The sequence below is a fragment of the bacterium genome, from assembly GCA_026708055.1.
Taxonomy (GTDB): Bacteria; Actinomycetota; Acidimicrobiia; order Acidimicrobiales; family CATQHL01; genus VXNF01.
In genome coordinates, this window is record JAPOVS010000043.1 from 81,187 (window position 1) to 102,585 (window position 21,399).

General features: G+C 69.6%; 16 protein-coding genes and 1 pseudogene. 12 read left to right on the top strand and 5 right to left on the bottom strand.

Features of this window, described 5'->3' with window-relative positions:
* Nucleotides 1–61: 61 nt before the first annotated feature.
* The 3 genes from OXG55_09305 to OXG55_09315 form a co-directional block, all read right to left on the bottom strand.
* Nucleotides 62–1,942 carry an ABC transporter substrate-binding protein gene (locus OXG55_09305; protein ID MCY4103442.1) on the bottom strand — a complete coding sequence of 627 codons (1,881 nt, stop codon included), beginning with the start codon at nt 1,940–1,942 and terminating at the stop codon, nt 62–64.
* A 168-nt stretch (nt 1,943–2,110) separates the two neighbouring features.
* Nucleotides 2,111–3,691, bottom strand: coding sequence for an AMP-binding protein (locus OXG55_09310; protein ID MCY4103443.1), 1,581 nt, complete (start codon nt 3,689–3,691; stop codon nt 2,111–2,113).
* Between the two features lie 121 nt (nt 3,692–3,812).
* A complete protein-coding gene (locus tag OXG55_09315; protein MCY4103444.1) occupies nt 3,813–4,517 on the bottom strand; it encodes an enoyl-CoA hydratase/isomerase family protein in 705 nt (234 codons plus the stop codon).
* A gap of 48 nt (nt 4,518–4,565) precedes the next feature.
* Between OXG55_09315 and OXG55_09320 the strand changes: the two genes are divergently transcribed.
* Genes OXG55_09320 through OXG55_09330 form a run of 3 tightly spaced genes read left to right on the top strand, consistent with a single transcriptional unit; the run spans nt 4,566 to nt 6,704 of the window.
* Nucleotides 4,566–5,477, top strand: coding sequence for an alpha/beta hydrolase (locus OXG55_09320; protein ID MCY4103445.1), 912 nt, complete (start codon nt 4,566–4,568; stop codon nt 5,475–5,477).
* A 41-nt stretch (nt 5,478–5,518) separates the two neighbouring features.
* Nucleotides 5,519–5,875 (top strand): hypothetical protein, encoded by a 357-nt coding sequence (locus tag OXG55_09325; GenBank protein ID MCY4103446.1) that lies wholly within the window; start codon nt 5,519–5,521, stop codon nt 5,873–5,875.
* 31 nt (nt 5,876–5,906) lie between these two features.
* Complete coding sequence (locus tag OXG55_09330) at nt 5,907–6,704, top strand: SDR family oxidoreductase (protein ID MCY4103447.1); 798 nt, start codon at nt 5,907–5,909, stop codon at nt 6,702–6,704.
* A gap of 113 nt (nt 6,705–6,817) precedes the next feature.
* Here the strand turns inward: OXG55_09330 and OXG55_09335 are convergent, their stop codons facing one another.
* Both OXG55_09335 and OXG55_09340 read right to left on the bottom strand, forming a co-directional pair.
* The gene (locus OXG55_09335; GenBank protein ID MCY4103448.1) at nt 6,818–7,501 is read right to left on the bottom strand and encodes a DNA alkylation repair protein; all 684 of its coding nucleotides are present in this window, start codon (nt 7,499–7,501) and stop codon (nt 6,818–6,820) included.
* A gap of 747 nt (nt 7,502–8,248) precedes the next feature.
* On the bottom strand, nt 8,249–8,572 hold the full coding sequence (locus OXG55_09340) for a hypothetical protein (GenBank protein MCY4103449.1): 324 nt from the start codon (nt 8,570–8,572) through the stop codon (nt 8,249–8,251).
* Nucleotides 8,573–8,680: 108 nt separating this feature from the next.
* Between OXG55_09340 and OXG55_09345 the strand changes: the two genes are divergently transcribed.
* The 9 genes and pseudogenes from OXG55_09345 to OXG55_09385 all read left to right on the top strand — a co-directional run bounded on the left by OXG55_09345 (nt 8,681) and on the right by OXG55_09385 (nt 21,364).
* Nucleotides 8,681–9,034: a hypothetical protein gene (locus OXG55_09345; protein MCY4103450.1), complete on the top strand. Its 354-nt coding sequence runs from the start codon at nt 8,681–8,683 to the stop codon at nt 9,032–9,034.
* A complete protein-coding gene (locus tag OXG55_09350; GenBank protein MCY4103451.1) occupies nt 9,031–12,633 on the top strand; it encodes a helicase-related protein in 3,603 nt (1,200 codons plus the stop codon). The genes OXG55_09345 and OXG55_09350 overlap by 4 nt, the downstream gene beginning before the upstream one ends.
* Before the next feature lie 139 nt (nt 12,634–12,772).
* Nucleotides 12,773–14,032 carry a DUF4143 domain-containing protein gene (locus tag OXG55_09355; protein MCY4103452.1) on the top strand — a complete coding sequence of 420 codons (1,260 nt, stop codon included), beginning with the start codon at nt 12,773–12,775 and terminating at the stop codon, nt 14,030–14,032.
* A gap of 253 nt (nt 14,033–14,285) precedes the next feature.
* Entirely contained in the window at nt 14,286–14,939 is a 654-nt protein-coding gene (locus tag OXG55_09360; protein MCY4103453.1) for a transcriptional regulator, read from the top strand.
* 255 nt (nt 14,940–15,194) lie between these two features.
* Nucleotides 15,195–15,362: pseudogene (locus OXG55_09365) on the top strand (DUF1156 domain-containing protein).
* 49 nt (nt 15,363–15,411) lie between these two features.
* Complete coding sequence (locus tag OXG55_09370) at nt 15,412–16,047, top strand: hypothetical protein (protein MCY4103454.1); 636 nt, start codon at nt 15,412–15,414, stop codon at nt 16,045–16,047.
* Nucleotides 16,048–16,286: 239 nt separating this feature from the next.
* On the top strand, nt 16,287–17,642 hold the full coding sequence (locus tag OXG55_09375) for a hypothetical protein (GenBank protein MCY4103455.1): 1,356 nt from the start codon (nt 16,287–16,289) through the stop codon (nt 17,640–17,642).
* Nucleotides 17,642–17,998, top strand: a complete 357-nt coding sequence (locus OXG55_09380; protein MCY4103456.1) for a hypothetical protein — start codon at nt 17,642–17,644, stop codon at nt 17,996–17,998. Before OXG55_09375 ends, OXG55_09380 begins: the two co-directional genes overlap by 1 nt.
* A 90-nt stretch (nt 17,999–18,088) precedes the next feature.
* Entirely contained in the window at nt 18,089–21,364 is a 3,276-nt protein-coding gene (locus OXG55_09385) for a DUF1156 domain-containing protein (GenBank protein MCY4103457.1), read from the top strand.
* The last annotated feature ends 35 nt before the right edge of the window (nt 21,365–21,399 follow it).

A 21,399-nucleotide genomic window follows, 5' to 3' on the forward strand; every position in this document is an offset into this window, starting at 1 on the left:
CGGTCGTGCTCAGTATCTCATGTCCACCCGGCGGCCCGTGCCGCGGAGCCGCCCGCGATCGCTACTCGATCCAGGTCTCGGTGAGGAAGGCCCGCCCTTCGATGAGGTTGATGATCTCGCGCCCGTCGGGAAGTGTCAGTCTCGCCAGGTTGTGGACGCGGTCGTGGTGCGGGAGCATCCACAGCGACCAGTTCAGCCAGATGTTGTAGGCGCCCTCGGCGAACGCTCGGTTTATCTCCTCGGCCAAGGCTCGCCGTTCGTCGAGGTCGACGGTCCGGGCGGCGGCGTCGAGGGCGGCGTCGATCCGCTGGTCGACGATGCGCCCGAAGTTGACCGCCAGCCCGGTTGCGTACTCGGAGTGCCACCAGGTGCGCTCGACCTCGAGGTCGGCGCCGTTGTGGTTCCGCCACAGGAACGTCTGGAAGAGTCCGAAGACGGCGTTGGTGATGAGGGTTCCCTGGTCCACCTGGGTGATCTGGGTGTCGATGCCGCAGTCGTTCCACATCTGGGAGATCAGCTCGGTGGTGGTCCTGTTGAAGGGGTCGTTCGTGGTGCCGAGCTCAACGGTGCCCGGGTCGTCCAGCCGGCCCCACAGGGCGCGCCCCGCCTCGGGGTCGTAGGCAGGGAACCCGCTCTCGGCCAGGAAGCCGGGCGTGTTCGGCCCGAAGGGACCGTTGGCGATGGGAACGTTTCCACCGACCCGCAGCAGGTTGTAGGTGTCGTAGTCGGTGCAGTGCGCCACCGCCCGGCGGGCGTCGATGTCGTCGAAGGGCGGCGCCCCGGCGTTGAGCATCATGTAGGTGGTCTGGAAGAAGCTGCCCTCCTCCACGACCTTGTAGCGCTCCCTGTTCTGCGGGGCGTCGAGAGGGGAGTTGAGGTGATGGGTGTCCAAGTCGCCGGCCCGCAGGGCCAGGTCGCGGGCGTCGGAGTCGGCGATGGGGCGGAACACGACCCGGTCCAGGTAGGGGAGTCGGCGTCCCTCGGCGTCGGTCTTCCAGTAGTCGGGGTTGCGGTCCGCCACCAGCTCTCTGTCGAGGGTCCATGACGTGAAGACGAACGGGCCGGTGCCGACCGGCCTGACGGCGCCGTCGGGGTCGGCGTACTGGCTCGGCGCGGCCAGGTAGCCCATCTGCCCGGCGAGGAGCCCGGGCAGGCCGGCGAGGGGGCCGGTGGCCCGCACTTCCACGGTCAAGTCGTCGATGACCGTCCAACTCTCCCAGCGGCGCATCAGCAGGCTCGTGAGCGATCCCGCCCTCAGGTTGTCGAAGTGGGTGGCGAGCGCGGCGGCGTCGGCGGGCGTGCCGTCGTGGAAGGTGACGCCCGGCCGCATCCTCAACCTCCACGCGGTGAAGTCGTCGTTGGCCGTGAAGGACTCCAGCAGGTAGGGCTCGGGGGCGCCGGACGGGCCTTCGATCGTGAGCGGGTCGAAGATGGCGCGCATCACGGTGTGGCAGGCCACGGCGCACTGGGTGGTCGCCGGGTTCCAGCCCTGGTTGGTCTCGGCCTCGAGGCCGAAGGTCAGCGTCCCGCCGTAGACCGGCTCGGCTGTGGGCTCGGGCGCCGCCACGGGTGCGGGTGGCGGTGGGGGTGGGTCGTCTGCTGCAGGTGGTGGTGCGGGCGGGTCGCCGGGTGTCGGCGGCGGGTCGCCGGGTGCAGGTGAGTCCTCGGGTGTCGGCGGCGGGTCCCCGGGTGCGGGCTGCGGGGGCGGGTCGCCGGGTGCGGGCGGGTCCTCGGGTGTCGGCGGCGGCGGGTCCCCGGGTGCGGGTGTCGGCGGCGCCGGCGGGTCCCCCGTCGCGGGCGGCTCGGCGGGGGCGGCCGGACTCGAGGCCTCGCCGCCGCCGTCGCTGCCGCAGGCGCCTGCGAGCAGGAGGACGGCTGTCGCCGCGGCGAGCAGGCGCCCCGTGCGCCGGTGGAGAATGGTTCGCAGCAGGCTGGCGGGCATGGTCCCCCTGTCGGTTCGACCGCGGCGAGTCCGTGCGACCGGACCGATGGCGCCGTGGCTCCCGGCGCGCCGCGGTGCGCCGAATGCTACCGATCGGCTCCGGTGCCTGCCGCTTGCCGGAGACGTCGCAGCTTGCCGGAGACGTCGCAGCCGCCCGACGCGCCCCGGTCAACGGTCAAGTCTCCGTGGCACCCGCGCGCCCGGGCGGCCGGCGAGGGCTGCGCCAAGTTCGGTGAGTTCGCCGCGCATGACCTTCCCGGTGGGGTTGCGGGGAATCTCCTCGACGGGGTGGAACCGCTTGGGAACCTTGTGGGCGCTCAACTGCCGGCGGCACCAGCGGCGCAGCTCGTCCTCGCTGAAACCCGCCTCGCTGACGACGAACGCGGTGACCTCCTCGCCCCAGCGTCTCGACGGCACACCCACCACCGCCACGGTGTCGACGGCGGGATGAGACGCCAGGCTGTCCTCCACTTCTCGGGGGTGGACGTTGATTCCGCCGGTGATGATGATGTCCTTCAGGCGCCCCGTGATGGTGACCGCGCCACTCGCCGGATCCGCTTCGGCCTGATCGCCGGTGGCGAACCACTCGCCGCCGGCGAGGGGGGTCTGGCCCGCGTAGCCGCCGAAGACCTGCGGGCCGCGCACCGAGAGCTCGCCGGTCTCGTCGTGGATCGAGATCTCGACGCCGGGCAGGGGAAACCCCACGCCGCCGGGCTGTCGGGGACCGTCGTAGAGGTTCGAGATGTTCAGCCCCGACTCGGTGGTCCCGTAGCGCTCCAGCGGGGGCATGCCCAGGACGTCCTCGATCCGCTCGAACAGCGTGGCCGGCAGCGGTGCCGAGCCCGAGATCGCCAGGCGGAGCCCGGGCGCGTCCACAGCCGTGTGCGTGGCGACGACGCGTTCCCACATGGCGGGCACGGCGAAGATGACCGAAGCCCGCCGACGCCGCGCCTCAGCGATGAGCCGCTCGGGGTCGAACCTGGATAGGCAGTGCAGCGACGAGCCGGCGAGGATCGACGCGTGGACGGCGCTGAGACCGTGCTGGTGGAACATCGGCAGGGCGTGGACGAGGACGTCGCCGCGGCGCCAGCGCCAGGCCCGCATGGCCGAGCGGATGGACGCCTGGACGTCTCCGTGGCGCAACGGGGCGAGCTTCGGCGCGCCGGTGGTGCCGGAGGTGAAGCCGCAGACCGCGACGTCGCTCGAGCGGGGAAGTGCGGCGTGCGGCAGGGCGCCGCCGCCCCCGCGGTCCAGTCCCGCGATCGGCCAGTGCGTCAACGGTTCTCCGGCAGCGAGGCTCGCCAGCGTGTCGGTGGCCTCGCCGCCGGTGATCGCCACCGACACCGAGGCGGCGGCGATCTGCGCCTCGAACTCCCGTGATGTGGCGGAAGGGTTGGCAAGCACGACAGGGGAGCGCACGGCCAGCAGCGCCAGGTAGCACCGGATGAAGTCCAGCGACGGCGGGGCGGCCAGCAGCGCCGGGCGCTCAGGGCCGACGCCGGTCTCCCCGAACCGCACGGCCAGGGCCTCCGCCTGTACGTGGAGTCGGCGCAGGTCGACCTCCTCGCCGTCGACGCTGATCGTGGTTCGCCGGCCGCTGGCGGAGGCGCGCCGTCGCAGCGCCCGGGGAAGGGAGCCGCCGCGCAGCCGCCGGCGCAACTTCCCCAGATCGAGGTCCGCGGGGATTGACGGGTCGTGCTGGCGCCAGGCCGCCACCGTGGCCCCCTCGACAGGATGGGTCCGCGCCATCGGCGCTCTCCGGCTCGTCATTCCGGCGAAGGATCGGTCGGTGCCATCGGGCTCTCCGGCTCGTCATTCCGGCGAAGGCCGGAATCCAGGACCCGGCGATCCGACACGGACTGCCGGTGGATCACTCAGCACGGCCCCAGCGGTGCAGACCTTCGATGCTGCCCGTCCAGTTCTCACGATTCCCCGTCCGTTCGCGCTCCAGCGGCTCGCGCACTGCGGCGTTCAGAAGCTGTTTCAGGCGCCGGCGAGCCGCCGGGTCGGTCCGCGCGATCTCCGCCACGAGTTCGTCGCGCCGGGGTGTCGCCAGCCCCAGCCGGATGGCCTCGGTGGCATCCACCTTCCGCATCGTCAGGCACATGTCGGCCGCGGCGTGGCGCCCGACGGCGTTCACCAGTCCCCAGGCGGCGACCGCCAATCCGTGACCGGCGCCGGCGAAGCGGAACCAGGCGTCCGGCGTGACCATGCAGATGTCGGCGGCGAGGCAGAGCTGGGCGCCCCCGCCCACGGCGGCGCCGGCGACATCGGCCACGAAGATGACCGGGGAGCCGAGCATCCGCTGGTAGGTGGCGTAGAGGCGATCGGACACATCGGCCCGCTCGGCGTCGGGCAGCGTCAGGTCGGCGCCGGAACAGAACACGCGCGGGAGCGCCGAGCGCAGGACGAGCGCGGTGCAGTCCCGATCCTCGGCATCGTCGATCGCCCGGCCCAACTCGTCGAGAAAGGCATGGTCGACCGCGTTGCGGCGCGGCTCCGACGACATCAGGAACTCGGCAACCTCGGAGTGCCGGCCCAGTCTTTCTCCCGATCGGTTGCGCCCGCCGGTCATGTGGTTCACGATAGATGACCTGCCGGTGGTGCCCGACGCTTGGGGGTGATGGAAGTGGCGGCTGAGTTCGAGACGTCCACGCTGACGGTCACCACCGCCGACGGGGTGACATTGCACAGCGAGGCGGTCGGCAGCGGCGAGCCGATCCTTTTCGTCCACGAGTTCGCCGGCGACCACCGCACCTGGGAGCCGCAGATCAGGCGGTTCTCGCGGAGCCATCGCTGCATCACCTACGCCGCCCGCGGCTACCCGCCGTCGCAGGTCCCCGCCGATCCCGCCGCGTACTCCCAGCGGCACGCCGTCGACGACGCCGTGGCCGTCCTCGCTGCCCATTCCGTCGGGGCCGCCCACGTCGTCGGGATCTCCATGGGGGGTTTCTGCGGTCTGCACCTTGCCATGGCGCACCCCGAGCGCGTCCGGTCGCTCGTGGCGGCGGGCACCGGTTACGGCGCGCGCCCGCACGAGGCAGAGCGATTCCGCAGCGAGTGCGACGCCATCGCCGAGGTGATCGAGGGCTCGGGAATGGCCGCGTTCGCCCGGCAGTACATGTGCGGGCCGTCGCGGGTGCAGCTGCAGAACAAGGACCCGCGCGCCTGGCAGGAGTACACCGGGTGGCTGGGCGAGCATTCGGCTGAGGGATCCGCCCACACGATGCGCGGCGTGCAGCGCGAGCGGCCGTCGCTGTACGCCCTGGAGGAGGAACTATCGGCGATCGCGGTGCCCGTCCTCGTCCTGGCGGGCGACGAGGACGACGGCTGCCTGGACACGAGCGTGTGGCTGAAGCGGGTCGTCCCGAGCGCCGGCCTGGCGGTTCTGGCCCGCTCGGGCCACACCCTGAACATCGAGGAGCCGGACCGGGTGAACACGCTCATCGCCGACTTCCTGAGCCGGGTCGCCGCCGGCGCCTGGGGGCCGCGCGACCCCCGCGCCGTCTCCGGCGCCATCACCGGCTTCTCGTAGTCCACGGGGCCCGCCTCGGCGTCGCCAGGTAGCATCGCAACGTGGGAACGTTCGACTGGCCGCTGCGTATCTCCGCCATGGACGGTCAGCACTCGGCCGACATCGAGGCGACCGTGGACACCGGCGCCGCCTACACGACCGTGCCCGCCCGCCTGTTGCGCGATCTGGGGGTCGAGCCGTTGGGCAGCCGCAGATTCCTGCTGGCCGACGGGCGGCGAGTGGAGATGGACTACGGGCGGGCCTGGGCGACGGTGGACGGCGAGACCGAGGTGACCTTGGTGGTCTTCGGCCCCGACGACGCGCCGGCGCTCCTGGGTGCCTACACGCTCGAGGGCCTGGCTCTGGCGGTGGACCCCGTCGAGGGGCGCTTGGTCCCCACGCACCTCATCATGTACTAGCTGGTTGAACGTCTGAGCGAGGGGAGAGTCCGTGGACCTGCAATTGACCGACAAGGCCGCCATCGTCACCGGCGGGAGCATGGGCATCGGCAAGGCGGTGGCGGAGGGCCTTGCCGCCGAGGGCTGCGATGTGGCCATCGTGGCTCGTGGGCGGGAGTTGCTGGAGGAGGTGGCGGCGGATATCGCCGCGGCCAGCGGCAGGCGCTGCGTCCCGCTGGTGGGCGACATGAGCAGCACCGACGACGTTGACCGGGTGGTGGACGCCGCCGCTGAGGCGTTCGGCGGGCTGGACATCTGCGTGCCCAACGCCGGCAGCTCGCCCGGCGGGCTCCTCGAGGAGCTGACCGACGACCAGTGGAACGCCAGCCTGCAGCTCAAGTTCATGGGCCACGTCCGGACGGTGCGCGCCGCGGTGCCGCACCTGCGGGCTCGGGGCGGCGGTTCCATCGTCATGGTGGTCGGCAACGACGGCCTCAAGCCCTCGTACTGGGAGATGACCGCCGGCGTCGCCAACGCCGCCGACATCAACTTCGCCTCTTCGGTGGCCGAGCAGTACGGCCGCATCGGCATCCGCTGCAACACCGTGAACCCGGGCCCGGTGGCCACCACCCGTTGGGACTACCTCGAGGAGGCCATGGCCCGCGACAAGAAGATCAGCAGGGAGCGCGCCCACGAGATCACCATCGACAGCCTTCCGCTGGGGACGATCTGCACGGCCCAGCAGGTGGCCGACGTGGTCGTCTTCCTGGCATCGGACCGCGGCGGCTACATCAACGGCGCCCACATCCTCCTCGACGGAGGCCAGCGCAAGGCGCTGATGGACGTCTGAGCCAAGCTCGGATCCGGCCCCGTCATCCCGGCGAAGGCCGGATCCATGCCTGTTGGCGGCTGGGCCTTTTCCTCCACGCGCCGAGACCGGAGCCGCCCGCCGCGCTGAGAGGCTTACGCCGATCGCTTGTCCCGCCGCGCCCACATGCGGTCGATGTAGGCGACCGCCTCGGGGGTCTTGCAGGAGGTCTCGCCGTGGTCCACGACCACCGGGCCGATGCGCCGGGCGGCGGCGGTCGCGATCTCCCGCAGTGACTCGTTGCGGCCGCCGATGGCGATGAGGGCGCCGTTCATGCAGTGACGGACCCGGTTTGCGGCACCGCCGATGTGGGCCTCGATGGCGCGCAGGCGCGCGTCGAAGTACTCGTCGGGTAGATCGTCGTCCTGGAGAGCCTGCTGGGCAACCAGACTCCAACCGGCGGAGGCCACCCATTCCCCGGTGCGTTCGGTCCAGTCGTCGGCGCAAGCGCCGAAGTGGGGCGTGGCGGCGATGAAGACCGCGAACTCGTCGATCAGGACGTAGTTGTCCACTTCGGACGCCCACGCCTCGATCTCCTCGATCGCCGCCTCCGACGGGTCGGCGACGGCGAGAGCCAGCACGCGGGCGTCGTGGTTCCCGCTCGCCCACAGCGCCTGTGCCAGATCGTGATCGGGCCGGAGCTTCTTCCCCAACTTGCGCAGGTGGGCGAAACTGACGCCGAACATCGGCTCACCGACGCCGTGTCGGGCGTACACCTTCCGGTTCTGGGCGGTGCCCAGCGCCTCCAACTCCGCCAACACCTTGCCGGGATCGCTCATGGCTCCATCTCGTGTGCCGCTCCGCCTGAGTGCGCCGTCTCGTCGTGTGGGCCGTTCCGTCCTCTGCAGACCTCTCGCCTGCACACCGGGCACCACGATATGTGATCGCCCCTGTGATCGCCGCGGCCGAGCGGCCTTGATTCAGAGCATGAGTGCCGGGCCGGACTGTTGACCACGCTCCAATCTGTGAGGTTCTTGTCGGCGAACATGTAGTGCCCCAACTCGTGTGCGAGCGTCAGGCCGCGCCGACCGACGGCCGGCTGTCGTGCACCGCCGCCCCCGCCGCGCTCGAGCAGGAATGCCGCACCATCGGCGCTCCGTCGACAATTCCCTCGGCGTGGAGTCGCGTAGGGGCTTGCAGAACGTGCCCTGCTGGGCGAGAATAGAGATGCCGAGAGCAGTAGCTCGAGGAAGTGGGCCCGACTCCTCTCCGGACGGTGAGCAGTCGGGCCTTGCGCTGTCTAACAGGTCTTCACCTCCGCGACTCGCGGGAGTATGCCAAGGTGGTCGAGTCGAGTCCGCCACGTACCGCCTCGGCCCCAAGCCCATGCGATCGCATCCGCGATCCACAGCAGAGGCTCGTCTGTGGCGCGCCGATGGACGTAGGTGAGTGGATACGCCTCTGTCCCGGCGCTCGGAGGTGACGGAGAGCCCGGCGTGCGGGTCCGAGGCTGCCGATCGGAATCAAGACTGCGCAAATGACGTACCGTCGACCTCGAATCGACTCGTCGACGAAGGCGTGCAGACTCATCGCGGGCGACTCGCGGCCTTGCTCTTCTTGCCGTGCGGGCCGAACGGCGGCTGGAGGGTGGATAGGTTCTCTGCCGTGACGCCCTCGGGCGCGAGGGGAGCTTTGATGATATTTCGTTCCACCTTCAGCAGTCCTCGTTCTCTCAGTCCTCTTTGCCCGCGCAGGAGGGTGTCAGCGGACACGCGGTAGTAATCCGGCCCTCGCTCAGCAGGCAGCGGGAACGCATCCAGGTTGCTCAGCGCGATCATCAAGAAGGCGAGTTCGGGGAGTGAGAGAATCTCAAACCAGCGGTTCGACGGCTCGGGACCGGCGGTCCACAACGCATGAAGTCTACCCGGGAGCGACCAGCCGAGTACCTACCGGATCGGAGTCGCCGAGGGCCTCGCAGATTCCCGTAGTCAATCTGCCCGCCACGAATGAGGAGAGCGGTGGAGCATCGATCGTGGTGGATGGTCCGCCTGTGTGAGAACTCTGCTGTGGCCGTCGAGTTGGCGCTCAAGGCCTTGGGCATGCTGCACGATCTCTCGGTCCCCTCTGAGGACGCCCTGCGCTGGGCAGGCCACGACATCGACAGGTGCCTCGACCTCCTTCCCGATCTGTCGCTTGGCGTCGTTGAGGCCGTCGTGGGAGATCTCGGCCCCGAGCTTCGCACGCTGTCGGAGCCGCTTATGGCGCGCGGGCGGGAATTCGCGGGCGTGGTGGCGATGAGTTGCTCGTGCGCCACCTACTCTCCATCCATGGCTGAGACGCGGTCGGATTGGCTGGAGGTGTGTGCGAGGTGAGTTCGTTGCCGGATGCCGCCGCGACCGACAGCCCACCGACGTTCGCCGCCATCGCTGCTGGCGACCGGTTGGCCGGGGTAGTACCGAGTGCTGCCGTGACGGTTGTGGCGCTGGAGGTTCACGGGCCGGACTCGGCGACGCTCACGTATCGGACCGCCGAGGGCGGGCTGAGCGAGCGCCTGATCTCAGCCGCGGACCTCTCGGCCCTCGCCGCGGCCCCAACCTCGCGCTGGACGTTCGATGCCGACGGGGAGTTGTTCCGTCTGGCGTCTGAGGCGCGCCGGATGCGCTACGCCCATCTGGCCGATCCGTTCGCGGCGGTGGACACGTCGAGCATTGAGCCGTATCCGCATCAGATCGATGCTGTGTACAACCGGCTGCTGCCTCAGCGCCCGGTGCGGTTCGTGCTGGCTGACGATCCCGGGGCGGGCAAGACGATCATGTCGGGTCTGCTGGTCCGGGAGCTGATGCTGCGCGGCGATGTGGAGCGGTGTCTGGTGGTGGCGCCGGGCAGCCTGGTGGAGCAGTGGCAGGACGAACTGGCCGACCGGTTCGGGCTGCGTTTCGAGGTGCTGTCTCGGGCGACGGTGGAGGCGTCGTACACGGGCAACCCGTTCGTGGAGAAGAACCTGCTCATCGCCCGGTTGGATCAGTTGGCCCGGGCTGAGGATCTGCAGGCCCGCCTGCGCGCGGTGGAGTGGGATCTGGTGATCGTGGACGAGGCCCACAAGATGGCCGCCCACAGCTACGGCGCCGAACTGAAGCGCACCAAGCGGTTCGCCCTCGGCGAGTTGCTGCGCGACCGCACTCGGCATCTGCTGTTACTGACGGCGACGCCGCACAACGGCAAGAACGAGGATTTCTTGGCGTTCCTGTCGCTCGTGCACCCGGATCGGTTCGCCGGGCGACTCCGTGGCCGCCCGATGCCGGACGTGAGTGACGTGATGCGCCGGCTGGTGAAGGAGAACCTCCGCACCTTCGAGGGGAAGCGTCTGTTCCCGAAGCGGTTCGCCCACAGCGCCAAGTTCGAGTTGTCCGAACCGGAGACCGAGCTGTACGGGGCGGTCACGAACTATGTGCGCACGGGCATGGCAAAGGCGGCCGACATGGCGGATTCCGACGCCGCCGACCGTCGGCGGGGGATCATCATCGGCTTCGCCCTCGCCGGCCTGCAGCGCCGCCTGGCCTCGTCCCCGGCGGCTGTCTATCACTCGTTGCGCCGCCGCTCCGAGCGTCTTGACGCCCAGGCCAAGGAGTTGCGCCGTCTTGCCGCCACCGGCGAACCGGTGCCGGTCGTCGGCCTGCCTCCGGGCGTGCGGCTCTCTGACCTGGAGGACTTCGACTCCGACGAGTACGACGACGCCGAGTTCGAGGAACTGGAGAACGTCTTCATCGATTCCGCGACCGCATCGGCGACTGCCGGAGAGCTCGAGGCCGAGGTGCAGGAGCTTCGCGGGTTGGTGGCGTTGGCCGACGAGGTGCGGTCCAGCGGCACCGACACGAAGTGGACCGAACTCCGGGAGTTGCTGCGCGAAGGCGACTTCGGCCGGGCCGCCGCGGCCGGCGGCTCCAATGGCAGCGGCGCCGGTGGCCCAACCGACATCGCCGCGGTCGCGGCAGGCCCCCGCAAGCTCATCGTATTCTCCGAGCACAAAGACACCCTCGACTACGTCGCCGACCGCATTCGGGCCGAGCTGGGCCGCCCCGAGGCGGTGATCACCATCCACGGCGGCGTCAAGCGCCACGACCGCCGCGAGCTGCAGGAGCGGTTCCGGGTGGATTCCACGGTGCGGGTGCTGGTGGCCACCGACGCCGCGGGTGAGGGCGTGAACCTGCAGGTCGCCAACATGATGGTCAACTACGACCTGCCGTGGAACCCCAACCGCATCGAGCAGCGGTTCGGGCGCATCCACCGCATCGGCCAGCAGCGGCCCTGCCACCTGTGGAACCTCGTCGCGCACGAGACCAGGGAGGGCAAGGTCTTCACCCGCCTCTTCGAGAAGATCGAGCAGCAGAAGGGCGTCTACGGCGATCAGGTCTACGACGTGTTGGGGGACTCGCACATCGGTACGTCGCTGCAGGAGTTGCTGCTCGACGCCATCCGCGCCGACGCCGACCCGGCGCAGGCGGTCTACATGGACGAGATCATCGAGGGCCAGATCGGCGAGCAACTCAAGGCCGTCCTGGAGGAGCGGGCGCTGGTGGCGAGCCTCGCCGACCCCGCGGCGAATGAGAAGATCCGCGACCTCATGGAGCACTCCAAGGCCCGCAAGCTGCAGCCCTGGTTCGTGGAAGCGTTCTTCTCCGAGGCGCTGAAGAGCTATGGCGGGCGCATCGTCGGCCGCGAGCGCGGCCGCTTCGAGATCACCCGCGTGCCCGCGGCGGTGCGCGCCCACGCCGAGGTCGCCAAGGGTCCGGTGTACGACCGCTACGCACGGGTCACCTTCGACAAGGACCACGTCCGCCTCGACGGCGCGGACCGGGCCGAGCTGATATCGCCGGGCAGTCCGCTGCTGACCGCCGTGGTCAACAAGGTCCTCGCCGACCACGGCCACACCCTCGACCGCGGTGCCACCCTCATCGACCCCGACGACCTGTCCACCGAGCCGCGCCTGCTCGTGTACCTCGACCACGCCGTCACCGACGGGCGCCACGTCGGCGGCCGCCGCCAAGTCGTCTCCCGCCGCTTCCAATACGTGGAAATCGACCAGCACGGCACCGTCCGCGACCCCGGCGGCGAGCCCTACATCGGCTACCAGCCCCTCACCGACGAGCAGCGCGCGCTCATCGACGCCGGCCTCACCCTCGACTGGGTCGACCACACCGCCGAAGCGGCCGCCCGCGACTGGGCCATCGAACACCTCGCCGGGCCGCACCTCGAAGAGATCGCCGCCATCACCAAGGCCAGAGTCGAGCGGGTCCGCGAGGCCGTCCGGGAACGCCTCGAGTCCGAGATCCGCCACTGGGACGAACGCACCGAACAGATCAAGGCCACCGAACTCTCCGGCGGGAGACCGAAGATCAGCTCCGGGCGGGCCCGCGCCCGCGCCGACGACCTCGAGGCCCGCCTGGCGCGCCGCCGCTTTGAGCTCGACATGGAGGCCGACCTCCACAGCAGCCCCCCCAACATCGTCGCCGCCGCCCTCATCATCCCCGGTGGCCTCCTCGACCGACTCGCCGGCACCCCGCCCGACCCCCAAGAGACCGCGGAGGCGATGGAAACCGACCGCCGCGCCGTCGCCGCCGTCCTCGCCGCCGAGCACGCACTCGGCCGCACCCCCGAAGCGCAGGCCCACAGCAACCCCGGCTTCGACGTCCTCTCGGTCGACCCGGCCACCGGCACCCACTACTTCATCGAGGTCAAGGGCCACCTGCCCCGCACCACCGAGATCAGCGTCAGCGCCCAACAGGTGCAGAAGGCCCGCTCGAACCCCGACCGCTGGCGCCTCGCCGTCGTCTCGGTCCCCGACGACCCCACAGCCGAACCCGCCGTCCACTACCTCGTCGACCCGTTCGGGGACTACACCCTCCACTTCGCCGAGAGCAAGATCACCCTCAAAGTCGCCGACCTCCTCACCGCCGCCAGCCCGCCTCGCTGAAGGTCGGCTCGGCCCGTCCTCTGAGGCGCGTGAAACCGTCAATCAGAGGCGCGGGAAAGCGACAGTATAAGGCGTGGGGAACCGACAGTTAGAGGCGCGGGAAACCGTTAGTCGCTACGTGGGGCGGTAGGCTGACAGTATGACCGAGCCGGTGGGAGCGGCAGCGGACAGATACTGGCCACGGCAGGTTGAAGGGCTCCTGACAGAGCTGATGGCCGACGTGCCGGCGGTCATGCTGGTGGGGCCGCGAGGCGTGGGGAAGTCCACCACCGCAGCCCGGTTGGCCTCGACTGTGGTCCATCTCGATCGGGAGGTGGAGGCGGCGGGGTTCTGGGCCGATCCCGACTCGGCGCTGGCCGCGCTGGCGACCCCGGTCTTGCTGGACGAGTGGCAGGATGTTCCCGCAGTGCTGGGGGCGGTGAAGCGGGCGGTGGACGCCGGCGCCCCTCCGGGGAGTTTCCTTCTCGCCGGATCGGTTCGGGCGGAGACGCACCCGGCTACCTGGCCCGGCACGGGACGGGTGATCCGCCTGCGGATGTACCCGTTGACGGTGGCAGAACAACTCCACCGCAGTCCGCCTCCGCTGGTCGACCGGTTGCTGGCCGGGGCGCCCTTGGCGCCCGCAGCCGACCCGCCCGACCTGCGCGGCTACGTCGAGTCGGCGATCGCCGGCGGATTCCCGGAGGCCACCCTGCGAGTGCCGCCCCGCTCCCGGAGACTCTGGCTGCAGAGTTATGTCGAGCAGATTCTCACTCAGGACGTATCACCGAACGACAACGGGCGCGGACGCGACTCCGAGCGTCTCGGCCGGTTCCTGCTCGCCTACGCCGTCAACTCGGCCGGCGCGGCCGCGGACGCCACTATCTTCACGGCTGCGGGAATCAACCGTGCCACTGCGGTCGCCTACGAGGCCTTGCTGACCGATCTGATGGTCGTCGACGCGCTGCCGGCATGGACCACCAACAGGCTCAAGCGCCTGACGCGCTCGCCCAAGCGACATCTGGTGGACACTGGGCTGTGGGCTGCGATCATGGGCGTTGACGCCCTGGCAGTGCTGCGCGACGGCGACCTGCTCGGCCGGTCACTCGAGTCGTTCGTGACCGCCCAGCTGCGTGCAGAAGCGGTCGTCGCCGCCAACCCGCACAAGCTGTTCCACCTCCGCACCGAGCAGGGGCGCCACGAGGTGGATGTGGTAGCCGAGGTCGGCGCCAACCGGATAGTGGGCGTCGAGGTCAAGGCCTCCGGCGCCCCCACCGCCGACGCCGCCCGTCACCTCGTCTGGCTGCGCGACCAGCTCGGCGAGCGCTTCGCGGCCGGCGTGGTGCTGCACACCGGCACCGCCGTCTACCCGCTAGCCCCCCGCATCACAGCCGCGCCGATCTGCACCCTCTGGGCGTGAGCCGGAGCGCCGAGGAGCCACCGAGCATCCCGCCGGAGTTTGATGAGCCGCCGCTGGGGTGCCGGTGGCGACTTTCTGGAGGTACCACATCCGGCCCGAACGGCGTGCGTTGTTCACCAGTCCCGAGGACTACCGCTTCCCTCTCGAATCCGGCACCGATCCTGTTGCATCAGCCGGTCAGCGAGTTCTTCGGAATCGTCGTGACCGACAAGCTCCGTGACGAGGTGTTCAACAAACAGGAGAGGGGCCAGCCATGAGGGCAACCGACGCGCTCGATGCGCCGACCGGGGCGTCAATTCGCTCCTACCAGGGCGTGGAGGCACCCACCCGGACCATCAGTGAGGCTGTCGAAGGCACCGGGTACCTGCGCAGCCAGACAGGGCTCCTGCGCGACTACTCGCTGGATCTGCATCGTTCGACGGAGCAACTCCACTCGGACGCTCTCGACGCGTATCTCCGAACATTGGCAAATCAGCGAGTACGAGAGGAACTGTCAGTGCTTCTGGGTGAGTTGAGAGACCTTGGCTTCTCGTGGCGGGACATCGCTCGGACGTCGCGAGTGTCGGTTCCCGCTCTTCGCAAGTGGCGGCAGGGCGCGCCCGCGACCGGCGAGAACCGCCGGCGGGTGGCCACGATGGTCGCGTTCTGCGGAATCGCGCGCGACCAGTATCTGATTCGCGAGGTCGCCAGCTGGCTGGAGACGCCGATCCATCCCGACGCGCCGATCACGCCGCTGGACATGATCGCGAACGACCAGTGGGACCTCGCCCTCCGGCTGGCCAGCACGCACGGGCAGGACCCCGAAATCGTGCTGGACGAGTTCGAGCCCGACTGGCGCAACCGCTACAGGTCCTCGGTTGAAGTCTTCACCGGCCCCGACGGCCTTCCCGGCGTCCGCCTCGTTTAGCGGGGGAACCGCAACGACGTGCTGGACTTCGACAGGAGATGAGGCGCCGAATCAGGATGGACGACTCTCCAGGTAGGTAGGTCGGTCAGTACAGGGCGCTTCGTCAGGTTCGGTTCTGCGTGTGGCATGCGGGACGAACTGGGTGGGCCTGTCGCGGAGGGTGCGGCGGCGTCGAACGCACGGTCGCGGGACCCGTGTTGCCTCTGGCTGATGGAGGTGTTGGAGCCGAAGGGATTGGTACGGTGAGCTGCTGTGGTGGGGTACAAGCCGAAGCTGATTGAGGTGGCGCTGCCTTTGGCGGCGATCAATGCGGAGGCGGCTCGGGAGAAGTCGATCCGGCACGGGCATCCGTCGTCGACGCTGCACCTGTGGTGGGCCCGGCGGCCGCTGGCGGCGGCCCGGGCGGCGATTTGGGCTTCGTTGGCACAGTGGTCTATTGCTCGATCCATGGTGCTGCTGCGAAACTTGTGGGATGGTCGACGTCGTTGCCCAAACGCGCGGTCTTGTTCGGATCGTGGCCCAAGATGCGGGTCTGCCGCGATTCGCGCGGCGGCAGGCGAACGAGTTGGTCGCGCTGGCTGGCTCCCAGCCCGACCTCGTTCTCGACAAGCTCGAAGGCCTGCGTCGTCAGATCGTGCCTCGTCTCCCGCTGGAGCCCCCGACCTGCGACTACGCCCGCTGCGTGCCGGTGGCGACTTTCTGGAGGCACCACATCCGGCCCGAACGGCGTGCGTTGTTCACCAGTCCTGAGCACTACCGGATCCATCTCGAGTCCGGCACCGACCCTGCTGCAACGGCGTGCCGCGATCTGGCGGACGGGCGACTCGTGCCGGCGAAGAACTCCTGGCTGGTGCCCGCGGACCGGATCTCTGGATTGGACGGTGCCAATCTGAAATCGCGATTGAAGCTCGATGGTGCGCCCCCGTACATTGTGATGGTGCTGTCGGCCGAGAAGATGAAGGCTGCCGGTGTCGCGGTGCGGGAACCTCGGGGGGTCGATGTCATTCCGGGGAGGTTCTCCACATGGTCGCCCGGTGATGTTCCCGGGGAGCGCATCGACCAGGACATTCCGGTGGCGGCGCTCGAGGCGCTCGAGTGGCGGCCGTAGCACAGCCGTCGCCCGGCCTGCACGCCGCGGCGCTGCGCGCGCTGCTCAGCACAGATCCGTGGTCGCAGTCGTTGTTCACTGCGATGTCCGGTCTGACCGAGCATCTCAATGTCGACGAGGCCGAGTCCCTGCCCGAGGCCATTGCTGGCGTGCTGCCGGCGTTCCGGACCGATCCCGAGCGGTTGCGGTTCGCGGCGGAGATCGCGGTCCATCTCGACCTCTTCGAAGTCGCCCGTGTGGTGGCCGACCTCGCGACGGGCGCGGGTGACCGCGAACTTCTGTTGGCCGCCGCCGCGCTCTGCGGGAATCCGGCGGTCGAGCCGCCGCTCCGAGCGCGGGTCGCCGACGCCTTGGGCGACGATCCGGTGGGTCGGATCAGGCTGGACCGCCGCGCCGCTCCGGCGACGGCCGACGAGGAACGCCTGTACCACCAGTGCTGGCCCGGCGCCCGCACCGCACCGGCCGAGTTTCCGCTGGCACCGGTCGTCGTGATCGACGGGGAGTTCCGGGCCGATGCCGCCCTGCGGTTCGCTCTGCACCTCGTCGAGGCCGGCGCAACGGTACGGCGCTTGGCAGCCGGTGTGGAGGTTCCGCACTGGTTCGGCGCCCAGACCGTGCTGGTGTGCCGGCCTCATGCCCGTACCCGCGTCCTGAGCGCCTATCCGACCTTCCCCGCGGCGCGGATTCTCGTCGAACACGAGATCCCCCCCGACGAGCGCGACACCAGTCGCCTCCTGCGCCGGGTCAGTGGTGTGCTGCCCGGCCGCCAGAGGCTGCGCCTGACCGCGCTCGAACCGCAACTCGATATCCAGGTCTGGGATCCCGCAGTCTTCACGGCGGGGGCCTACTCGATCCGTGATGCTGCGTTCCTCGCCGGCGCCACGCGTTCGTCCTTGTACACCCTGCTGCGGAAGGGCGTTCTCAGACCCCTCTCCGCGCGGCGCGGTCCGGCGCTCCTGACGTTCCGTGATGTTGTGGCCGTGCGGACGTGGACCTACCTGAGGGCAATGTCAGGGAGCAGGATTTCCAGCGACGTCATCGAGTCGCTGATGCGGTTCGCGGGCGACGCCGAGGCGGGCGCGGTCGGCCTGAGCATCGAATCCAGCAGCAGTGGACTGGAGGTGCTGGCAGAACCGCAATACGACTCGGAAGCGGACCGTGCTGGGCACATGCGCGATGACGTCTCAACAGAACGCATTGGCAAGCTGCGGTCCAGCTCAAAGTTCATGCAAATTGGCGCTACCTCCACAGGAAGAGTGCTAGTGGACCGAGGGAGTGGTTGGTATGACGTTGAGTCAGGTCAGAGCACGCTGGATGTTCCGCTAACCGAACTCGACCAAGTTTTCCGACCGTTCAAGTACGGAGGTGGAACAACGGTCGATCTGCTGCGCGCGACTCCCAACACGCGGCTGAATCCGACGATCCTTCACGGGACGCCTTATCTGAACGGCCACCGGTTCAGCGCCAAGGCTCTTGCCGCCGTGTACCGGAATGGTGGGTACGCCGCCATCACCGAGACGTACCCGGAACTGAGCAACGTCGCCATCGAAGGCACGGTGTCGATCGGGCTGCAACTCCTTGAGGGCACCCGATAGTGAAGCTGCTCTACGACGCAGTCCTTCCTCCGAGCCTGTCCGTTGAGGCCCGCGGGACGCTTGACCTCCGCCGGTGGGATGGCGCCGACGCGGCGGACACCGAGTTGGTCCGCTCGGCCGCTGGCAGTGGCTACCGGGCTGTGATTTTCCTCGACCGAAGCTCGCTCGACCAGCCGGGACTGCGGACAACGGCCGAGGAGGTCGGCGTCGCTCTCGTGGCGGTCGATGCCGACGACCCAATCGAGGCCAAGCAGCGCATCCTGCGCAACGCGCCGTCCCTGCGTCGAAAGCTCGCGGACTACGACTGTCTCCTCATTCTTGCCGGGGAGGTTCGACCGCTGGACGAGCCCGACTGACGGGCGTGTGATCCTCAGGGAACGCCAGAACCGCGAGGCTAGGGCGATTCGGCTGGGGCGCTGTTCGGGGTTGTACCTTTGGCCGCTGTGGTGGGGTACAAGCCGAAGCTGATTGAGGTGGCGCTGCCTTTGGCGGCGATCAATGCGGAGGCGGCTCGGGAGAAGTCGATTCGCCATGGGCATCCGTCGACGCTGCACCTGTGGTGGGCCCGGCGGCCGTTGGCGGCGGCTCGGGCGGTGATCTGGGCTTCGCTGGTGGACGACCCGTCGGGGGACGAGTCGCTGACCGCCGTCGAGCAGGAGGTTGCGCGGGCTCGGCTGTTCGGGATCCTCGAGCAGCTTGTGAAGTGGGAGAACTCGAACAATCCGGATGTGCTGGCGAAGGCCCGGGCGGAGATCGATCGGTGCTTCCCGGACGGGCCGCCGGCGATCCTGGACCCGTTCGCCGGGGGTGGGGCGATCCCGCTGGAGGCGCAGCGGCTGGGGCTGCGGGCGCTGGCCGGGGATCTGAACCCGGTGGCGACCCTCATCAACAAGGCGATGATCGAGGTGCCGCCCCGCTTCGCCGGGCGGCCGCCGGTACACCCCGATCTGCAGGGCACCCTCGGCGGCTACCGGCCGTCGGAGGGCTCGGAGGAGTCGGTGGCCGGCCCGGTCGGGGGGCCGTCGGCGGGAGCGCCTGGCGGAATCGCACCGCCGGCCGGCCCCACGCGTCCCCCGACCGCGCGCTCGCCTTCGGCGGGCTCGAGCGGCGGGGCGTGGGTGCGGGCGCAGGGGCTGGCCGCCGACGTGGAGGCGTACGGGCAGTGGATGCGCGACGAGGCGCAGCGGCGTATCGGCCACTTCTACCCCGACGCCGCAGGCCCGAACGGCGAGAAGCTCACCCCCATCGCCTGGATATGGGCGCGGACCGTGGAGTCGCCGGACCCGGCTTGGTCGGGACACGTGCCGCTCGTGGCGTCGTGGGTGCTGGCGAACAAGCCCAACAAGCCGAAGGTGTGGATCGAGCCGGTCATCGACCGGGAGACGCAGACCATCAGCTACGAGATTCGTGAGGGTGCCGAGCCGACCCATGAACTCGGGGACGACGCTCAGCACGGCCTTGCTGGCTCGGACGAGATTCGTGAGGGCGGTGAGCCGACCCATGAACGGACAGTCGTGCGGGGCAACGGCCGCTGCATCGCCACCGGCGCGGCGATCCCCGGCGACTACATCAAGTCCGAGGGGCGGGCCGGGCGGATGGGGCACCAACTCATGGCGGTCGTGGCCGAGGGCGAAGCTGGCCGGGAGTACTGCGCACCCACCGACGCGGATTCGAGGACCGATCCGGGCGTCAAAGCTCAATGGCAACCGCAGGCGTCTCTTCCGGACAGGGGGCTTGGCTTCCGAGTCCAGCCTTACGGCCTCGACGAGTGGTGGAAGTTGTTCTCCCCGCGGCAGCTCGTGGCTTTGACGACGTTCTCGGACCTGCTGGGCGAGGTCCGGGAGCAGGTCGTGGCCGATGCGCTGGCCTGCGGGTTCGCCGACCGGCCTGTCGGGAACGATTCGGGCGGGACCGGTGCCGCGCTCGGGGATCGGTCCGGCGGTCCGCATGTCGGCCCAGATGATCGTCATCCCCCCGATCGTTATCCCCCCGATCGTCATTCCGGCGGAGGCCGGAATCCAGAATCGGCGGGAGCATCGGCCGTTTCGTTTTCCCCCGATCCCACCGATCGTCATGTCGTCGGCCCGGCTGATCGTCATCCCCCCGATCGTCATTCCGGCGGGGGCCGGAATCCGGAATCGGCGGGAGCATCGGCCGTTTCGTCTTCCCCCGACCGCGCCGCCGGGCCGAGCGGCGGAGCGGCGGGAGCCGGCCGGCGGCTGCGCGAGGGCGGCTCGGGCGCCGCCGCCTATGCGGACGCGGTGGTGACCTACCTGGCGTTCGCCGTGGACCGCCTTGCAGACCGCAATTCGACGATATGTACGTGGGATTCGGGCTATGTCAAGATCCGCAACACGTTCAGTCGCCAGGCGATTCCGATGACCTGGGACTTTGCTGAGTGCAACCCGTTCTCCGATTCGACGGGGAACTGGATGGGAGCGGTCGAGTGGATCCGCAAGGCGCTAGAGCATCTGCCTGCCTCGGTGTCCGGTGAGGTGTCTCAGCGCGATGCCCGGGCCCGGGTGGGGGAGTCCCGCGGCGCCGTCGTCTCCACCGACCCGCCCTACTACGACAACGTTGGGTATGCGGATCTGTCGGACTTCTTCTATGTGTGGCTGCGGCGCAACGTGGCCGGTGTCTGGCCCGACGAGTGCGCCACGCTCAAAACGCCCAAAGCAGAAGAGATCATCGCAGATCCGGATCGCCATGTTGGGCAGACCGGCGCTGAAGTTCATTTCGAGTCGGGGATGGCGGCGTTCATGGCCGCGGTTGCCCAGCATCAGCCAGCCGGCGCACCTGCCACCGTCTACTACGCCTACAAGGCCACCGAGACCAAGCAAGGCGAGGTTCGCACCACGGGCTGGGAGACGTTCCTGCAGGCTGTATTGGATGCTGGCCTGCAGGTGAACGCCACGTGGCCGATGCGCACAGAGCTGGCCAACCGCATGCGTGGTCTCGGTTCAAACGCCCTCGCCTCCTCGGTGGTGTTGGCCTGTCGGCCTCGGGACGCTTCTGCCCCGTTGGCCACGCGGCGGGAGTTCTCCGGGGCTCTGCGGGCGGAGTTGCCTGAGGCGGTGCGCGTGTTGCAGTCGGGGAACGTCTCGCCGGTGGATCTGGCGCAGTCGGCCATCGGGCCGGGGATGCGGGTGTTCTCCCGCTACGCCAAGGTGCTGGAGGCCGACGGGTCGGCCATGAGGGTGCCGGCGGCGCTGGCGCTCGTCAACGAGGTGCTCGGGGAGATCCTCCACGGCGCCGAGGCCGAGCTCGACGCCCCGTCGCGCTTCGCGCTGGCGTGGTTCGGTTCGTTCGGCTGGAACCCCGCCTCGTCGGGCGACGCCGACAACCTGGCGCGGGCCAAGGGCACGTCGCTCGGCGGGATCGCCGAGTCCGGCATCGGGGAGGCCCGAGCGGGCGAGTTCCGACTGTTCGAGCGGTCGGAGTTGGCCCCGGACTGGACCCCCGCCGGCGACGCCCGCCTCACGGTGTGGGAGGCCACCCAGTACCTGGTGGCGGCCCTCGGGCGTTCCGAGGGCGAGGCGTCGGCGCTGCTGCGCCAACTCGGCGGCTACGGCGACCGCGCCCGGCAACTCGCCTACTTGCTGTACGCCAAGTCCGACGAACAGGGCTGGGCCGCCGAGGCCGCCGCCTACAACACCCTCATCGCCGCATGGCCCACCCTGCGGGCCGCCCACCCGGCAGCCGAGGCCCTCACCCTGCTCTGACCAGTCCCAGTCGGAGGGTGGGCAGAGCGTGGTTA

Excerpts from the sequence above, each read along its gene's own strand:
- OXG55_09355 (MCY4103452.1), top strand. The coding sequence starts at position 12,773 with ATGACCGAGCCGGTGGGAGCGGCAGCGGACAGATACTGGCCACGGCAG.
- OXG55_09320 (MCY4103445.1), top strand. The coding sequence starts at position 4,566 with ATGGAAGTGGCGGCTGAGTTCGAGACGTCCACGCTGACGGTCACCACC.
- OXG55_09315 (MCY4103444.1), bottom strand. The coding sequence starts at position 4,517 with ATGACCGGCGGGCGCAACCGATCGGGAGAAAGACTGGGCCGGCACTCC.
- OXG55_09305 (MCY4103442.1), bottom strand. The coding sequence starts at position 1,942 with ATGCCCGCCAGCCTGCTGCGAACCATTCTCCACCGGCGCACGGGGCGC.
- OXG55_09370 (MCY4103454.1), top strand. The coding sequence starts at position 15,412 with ATGGTCGACGTCGTTGCCCAAACGCGCGGTCTTGTTCGGATCGTGGCC.
- OXG55_09310 (MCY4103443.1), bottom strand. The coding sequence starts at position 3,691 with ATGGCGCGGACCCATCCTGTCGAGGGGGCCACGGTGGCGGCCTGGCGC.
- OXG55_09360 (MCY4103453.1), top strand. The coding sequence starts at position 14,286 with ATGAGGGCAACCGACGCGCTCGATGCGCCGACCGGGGCGTCAATTCGC.
- OXG55_09335 (MCY4103448.1), bottom strand. The coding sequence starts at position 7,501 with ATGAGCGATCCCGGCAAGGTGTTGGCGGAGTTGGAGGCGCTGGGCACC.